Genomic DNA, 4813 nt, shown 5'->3' on the forward strand with positions numbered 1-4813 from the left:
AGAATGATAATCGGGAAAAGCGCCGCTCGCCAAGGCTCGACGCAACGTCGAAAACCGACCTAAAACAATGTGCAGACAAACACTTGGGAACGCCGTTCCGGACGCGGGGAAACCCGCTTTATCTTGCAGTCCACGCTTGGTCGTCCCCTGCTCTCGCGACGCTATTGCCAGAGTTGTGGCAACCTACGAAAACCCGCAACCAGGTGTGATCATCGTGGCCTCTTCTTGCTGATCGGGTGGACGAACAAGTCGCCGGAATGGGGCAAGAGCGCCGACAGGTCGATAACGCGCTGGGCCGATGAACGGCTTTGACGCTTGTCAGTCGGAAAGTTGACCTCCGATGAGATGCCGGCAGTGTGCGCCGCGAACAGTGAAGAGTTGCTCCAAGCCAACGACTTTGCCACGGCATAACTCTGACCATCGGTCCACCCGCCGCTGATCGCCGGAGCGAGCGTCGCGACGTATGCCCGCGTTTCATCCGGCAGCGGTCGACCTGTCGCCAGGTGACGTTCGTAGCGTCCGGGTCCCGCATTGTAGGCGGCGAGGAAGCCTGGCGCGCCATAGCGATCGCAGAGTTCGCGGATGTATGCAGCACCAGCCAGGATGTTGTCACGGGGATCATATGGATCGGCGCCGAGACCGTAGCGCGCGCGCAATTCGGTCCAGGTCTTTGGCATGATCTGCATAAGACCCATGGCTCCCTTGGATGACCGCGCCCGCTGTTTTGCGCTGCTTTCGACGTGCATCACCGCGCGTATCCAACGTTCCGGCACGCCGAAGCGCTTGGAGGCTTCGGCCACGAACGCTGCGAAAAGATGGACAGAGAGACCGTTTGCCCGCGATGTGATCGACGACTCCCGTTCGGCGCGTGCTGTGCCGCTCGACAGCAACGATGCCGCCAAAACCGCGACGACGCAAAGGATTGTCGCGGAAAGGATTGCCCTGAGAGGTCGCAGCGCTGCCATCAAACCCGCCGAGTCTTCACTGAGCACGAGGATGACGGAACATTTGCGGTTTCGCGGCAAGGTCATTCCTCCTCGCCGGTCCAAACCGGCTCCGCTGCTCCGATGATCGTGCTCGTCGGCAGCACCCCAAAATATCGGCCGTCGAACGAGTCGGCCGACCTCCAGTTCATCGGGAAAAACTCGCCGTCGGCGACGACGCGACAGCCCTGCCAGACGGGCAGCGGCCGGCCCCTGCTGTCATGCAGGCGCGCGGCACCGATCTCGATCTTGTCGACGGTGATTGCGAGCTGATTCCGGCATACCGTCTGCCCTGGAAGTGCCAGCACGCGCTTCAAGAGCGGAACGCCGCGCGGCAGATAGCGGCGATCTGCGAGGAATGCTGCCAAAGGTTCAGGCGGCTGCACCGCGACAAGCTGGCTGACGGCAAGTCTGCCGTTGGCCTTCAACGCGTAAAGACCGGTCGGCACGCTGCCGGAAGCGTTCCACAGAAGCCGGGGAACCGGTTTGGCCACGATCGTCGACAGCAGGACTGTCGCGATGCCCAACGTCGTCAAAAGGGCAACCACGCGGCCGGTCACGGCGCGACCCTCCGGCGACGCAGCCATGCCTGATGACGGGATCGCGTGTAGAGCCGCGGCACTTCATTGACGGACAGCCGGTTGTGGACGTGGTGCCAATAGTCAGGCGCGGCATCCGCCGGATCGATGCCGAGCGCCTCGATGGCGTCGACGAACTGCAACACGCGTTCGACCCTCGGCCAACCAGAGAGCCGCAACAGGATATCGCCGCCGGGCCGCACATAGGGCACGGTGGCGCAGCGTTGACCGGGAGCCACCGCTCGCAGAATGTCGATCCGCGACACGATTGTTCCAAACTCATTGGAGGCCCAGCGCACGAACGCGAAGACGCTTCCCGGTGCAAACGACAGGATGCGCCGCCGCCTATCGAGAATCTGCTCCTCGGCATGCCGACCGAAGCGGATCCAGTTCTCGATGCGCTTCTCGAGCCAAAAGAGCTCGACATGCGTGAGACCACTCATGCCGGCTCGCCTCTCGCTGAGAGGGACTGTCGAGCCTCAGCGCCGGTCAGATGCAGCGCATGTGTCGTGCTGCCGTCGGCGTCTCTGTCGAGGGGTGCTGCGGGGCTGACGCCAGGCTCGACTGACTGCCGGTCATCCTCAACGATGCAAAACGGGCGGTCCGTTAGAAAGAATCCGAAGGATTCCAGGTTAGTAAAGTTACGAGCGCCGAAAGGCGTTGAGCGACAGAACCTTAACTCGGGTTTTGGTCCCCGATAGCACGAGAATCCGGTCCCCGATGGCGCGTGGGTCGCTGTCCCTGATAGCACGAGATGATTCACAGGTTATCAACCGGCACGGTTGCGACGCCACGACGGCAAAGAGCGGCCGCCGAGGGCATCGACAGGAATGGGCGTGAAGTTGAGCCGCTCGCCACTGCGTCGGCCGCGCTCAAGGACGAGCCGATAGCCGGGCAAGGTTTGCCGACGGACGATGTCTCGGAGGTCGTAGGCGAAGTGCTTCAACGGCGAGAGGCTGCCGGATTTGCGGTGAAGATAGATCAGATCAAAGCTCCAGCCGCCTTCCTGGCGGCCGCCGTGCTTTCGCGCGAGGCGATAGAGCCAGCGCTCCAGGCCGCCGGTCAAATCGAAATACGCCCGGTCAATGGTGAGCACGAGCGCTTCATTCAGCACGCCGGCATAGAACCAATCCGGCAGGATCAGCTCCAGCCCAAGCGGCCGGCCATGAGGATCGGCCGTCTCCTTCCATTCGTTGATCCAGGAGAAGCGATGCCGCCGCCGCTCGGTCAGTTGGCGGATCGATGTCATGACAGAGGTCGATTGCAGCCGGTCGAGCGCGGCCTTGAGCCGGTCGTAATCGCGAGCACTGGTGCCGCGGCCGACGAAGGTGAGGATTTCGTAGGGCGTCGCCGCCATCAGCCGCGACGTTTTCAAACCGGCGTCGCGGGCCCCGACGATCTGGCTGGCAGCCCAGATCAGGACGTCCGCGTCCCAGATGGTCGCCATTCCGTGCTCCGGCACGGCTTCGACGCGAATGCTGATCTTGCCGGCGCGGAACTCGATCGGAACAACGCGCCTCGATTTGGCAAGCGAAAAGAAGGGATAAGCCATCAGGTCCTGCGCATCGCGAGGCGCGAGATCGCCCGGAAGTGCACGGAACAGATCAAGCTGCTCGCGTTCAGAGACGTGCCTGCGCCGCATCACGACTTTCCTCCCGCGACGATCAGCGACGCTGTTGGCCGGCATAGGGGCGCAAACCTGCGGCATGCCGCTTCGCGGGCAACACGGTCCCGGCACCTGGATCGGAGGTCGACGTTTTCGCGCCGCGGTCGGCCCAGGCTTTCAGGTCCTCCAGCGCGTAGACGACACGTCCGCCAAGTTTTCGATAGGCAGGACCGGTGCCGTAGGTTCGGTGCTTTTCCAATGTTCGGCCCGAGAGGCTCAGGAAACGCGCGGCTTCGGGCGTGCGCAGGTATCGCGGCGGCAAGCCGGCGTTCGGATCGGACATCTTCGAGGCTCCGTGATCTCGTGGAGCGCCACTGAGCTTCGTGGCGCGTTGAATCTCACGATGGCGGAGTGGAGAAGCGAAGGGGGATGCCGATCTTGACGGAATACGTTTTCGGCACCCCAAACGACAGCGTCTTGATGGGTCTATTTGTCTTTGCGGCCATAGCGCAGCAGGTCGCGATAGCCGCCACGCATCAGAGCGAAGCTGCTCATCACCAGTCTGATCGCGCGACGACGAAGATCGCGGATTTTCCAGGCACGTTCGGAACGGGGTTGAGATCGAACGGTCCTATCGCAATCGTGCGACAACTCGCGCATATGGACGAGAACGCCGCCGGCTGTCAGCTACAGGAGCGATTTCAGGTCAATGGTTGCGCGAACCGAAAGCAGCTGGGGTCCGCCCTCCTTGGTGCGTTGCACATGTCGCAAGAGGCAAGATCCGTCCTGCTGGTTTGCTGCCGACTGCATTGCGGTCGCTGTTCTGCGCCAACTAGGATCTCAAATTGAGTCGGTCGTGCCGTGGATCACCGAGAGCGACCGCGCAGAATAGGCACTTGAGCGAAAAAGAGAAACCGCCAGAACTGTACGGAGCACGAAAGGTAGGCCAGAATTCTTGGCCGTCGACACAGATCGAGCAAAGGCATTACTTGGCTGGTGGACGACCACGGCGCAGTGCCTTTGGCGGGGAAGCACCACGGGGCGGCTCGACTAACAAATCCGAAACGTGCACAGATAGGGTTTTCGCAAGACGGTCGAGCAGGTCGACCGTCGGATTCTCTTCCTGTCGCTCCAGACCCCCGACGTACGAACGATCGATACCCGCGTCGAAGGCGAGCCTTTCTTGAGACAGGCCGCGCTTCACTCGGATCCGCCGTAAATTCCATGCGACTAGAGCTCGCCCGCGCATACTCGCATGCGCGCAGTGAACGGGCTATAAAACCACTGGCTATAACCCGTTAATTAGGCTGGTGCACACGTATTGCACCGGCTCGGTGTGAGGTCGGAGTATGGGAGACCAACTGGCCAGGTCGGGCGCGTCCGGCCTATCGGCTAAGACCACCGCCAGAACTGGCTCGCCCCGTTGCGCTGTTGAGTGTCAGATGGCTGTGACAGCAATTGATCACGGTGGTCGGGTTGTCCCTGTGGTCAGCCGACGGATCGTCATTCCGTCATCAAACGAGACCTTGCAGAGCTTTGCATTCACGACGCATGTGTATGGTGAATCCGCAAAGACCGTATGGCAGGCTACATCTTGGTCTGCTTCGCTGCGAAACCACGCAACTGCGGTGAGTCAGGTTGTCAAC

The 4813-nt window shown here is 61.7% G+C and carries 8 protein-coding genes and 1 pseudogene; 2 read left to right on the plus strand and 7 right to left on the minus strand.

Annotated elements, in window-relative coordinates; genetic code table 11:
• Nucleotides 1-209, plus strand: a 209-nt coding sequence (locus WCB02_RS08755) for a hypothetical protein (protein WP_423957552.1), incomplete at its 5' end; no start/stop codon positions are given.
• Here the strand turns inward: WCB02_RS08755 and WCB02_RS08760 are convergent.
• The 7 genes and pseudogenes from WCB02_RS08760 to WCB02_RS08790 all read right to left on the minus strand — a co-directional run bounded on the left by WCB02_RS08760 (nt 210) and on the right by WCB02_RS08790 (nt 4416).
• A complete protein-coding gene (locus WCB02_RS08760; protein WP_423957553.1) occupies nt 210-1031 on the minus strand; it encodes a lytic transglycosylase domain-containing protein in 822 nt (273 codons plus the stop codon). It lies immediately after the preceding gene.
• On the minus strand, nt 1028-1543 hold the full coding sequence (locus WCB02_RS08765; RefSeq protein ID WP_423957555.1) for a S26 family signal peptidase: 516 nt from the start codon (nt 1541-1543) through the stop codon (nt 1028-1030). The genes WCB02_RS08760 and WCB02_RS08765 overlap by 4 nt, the downstream gene beginning before the upstream one ends.
• Nucleotides 1540-2004 carry a DUF2840 domain-containing protein gene (locus WCB02_RS08770; protein WP_423957557.1) on the minus strand — a complete coding sequence of 155 codons (465 nt, stop codon included), beginning with the start codon at nt 2002-2004 and terminating at the stop codon, nt 1540-1542. The genes WCB02_RS08765 and WCB02_RS08770 overlap by 4 nt, the downstream gene beginning before the upstream one ends.
• A 316-nt stretch (nt 2005-2320) precedes the next feature.
• Nucleotides 2321-3203: pseudogene (locus WCB02_RS08775) on the minus strand (replication initiator protein A).
• A 22-nt stretch (nt 3204-3225) separates the two neighbouring features.
• The gene (locus WCB02_RS08780; protein WP_423957558.1) at nt 3226-3510 is read right to left on the minus strand and encodes a helix-turn-helix transcriptional regulator; all 285 of its coding nucleotides are present in this window, start codon (nt 3508-3510) and stop codon (nt 3226-3228) included.
• Nucleotides 3511-3653: 143 nt separating this feature from the next.
• A complete protein-coding gene (locus WCB02_RS08785; RefSeq protein WP_423957560.1) occupies nt 3654-3827 on the minus strand; it encodes a DNA -binding domain-containing protein in 174 nt (57 codons plus the stop codon).
• A gap of 325 nt (nt 3828-4152) precedes the next feature.
• Entirely contained in the window at nt 4153-4416 is a 264-nt protein-coding gene (locus tag WCB02_RS08790) for a helix-turn-helix domain-containing protein (RefSeq protein ID WP_423957562.1), read from the minus strand.
• A gap of 193 nt (nt 4417-4609) precedes the next feature.
• On the opposite strand from WCB02_RS08790, the gene WCB02_RS08795 reads away from it, so the two are divergent.
• The coding region (locus WCB02_RS08795) for a hypothetical protein (protein WP_423957563.1) at nt 4610-4813 on the plus strand (204 nt) is incomplete at its 3' end.

This window comes from Bradyrhizobium sp. (genome assembly GCF_049581145.1).
In the GTDB taxonomy this organism is placed as follows: domain Bacteria; phylum Pseudomonadota; class Alphaproteobacteria; order Rhizobiales; family Xanthobacteraceae; genus Bradyrhizobium.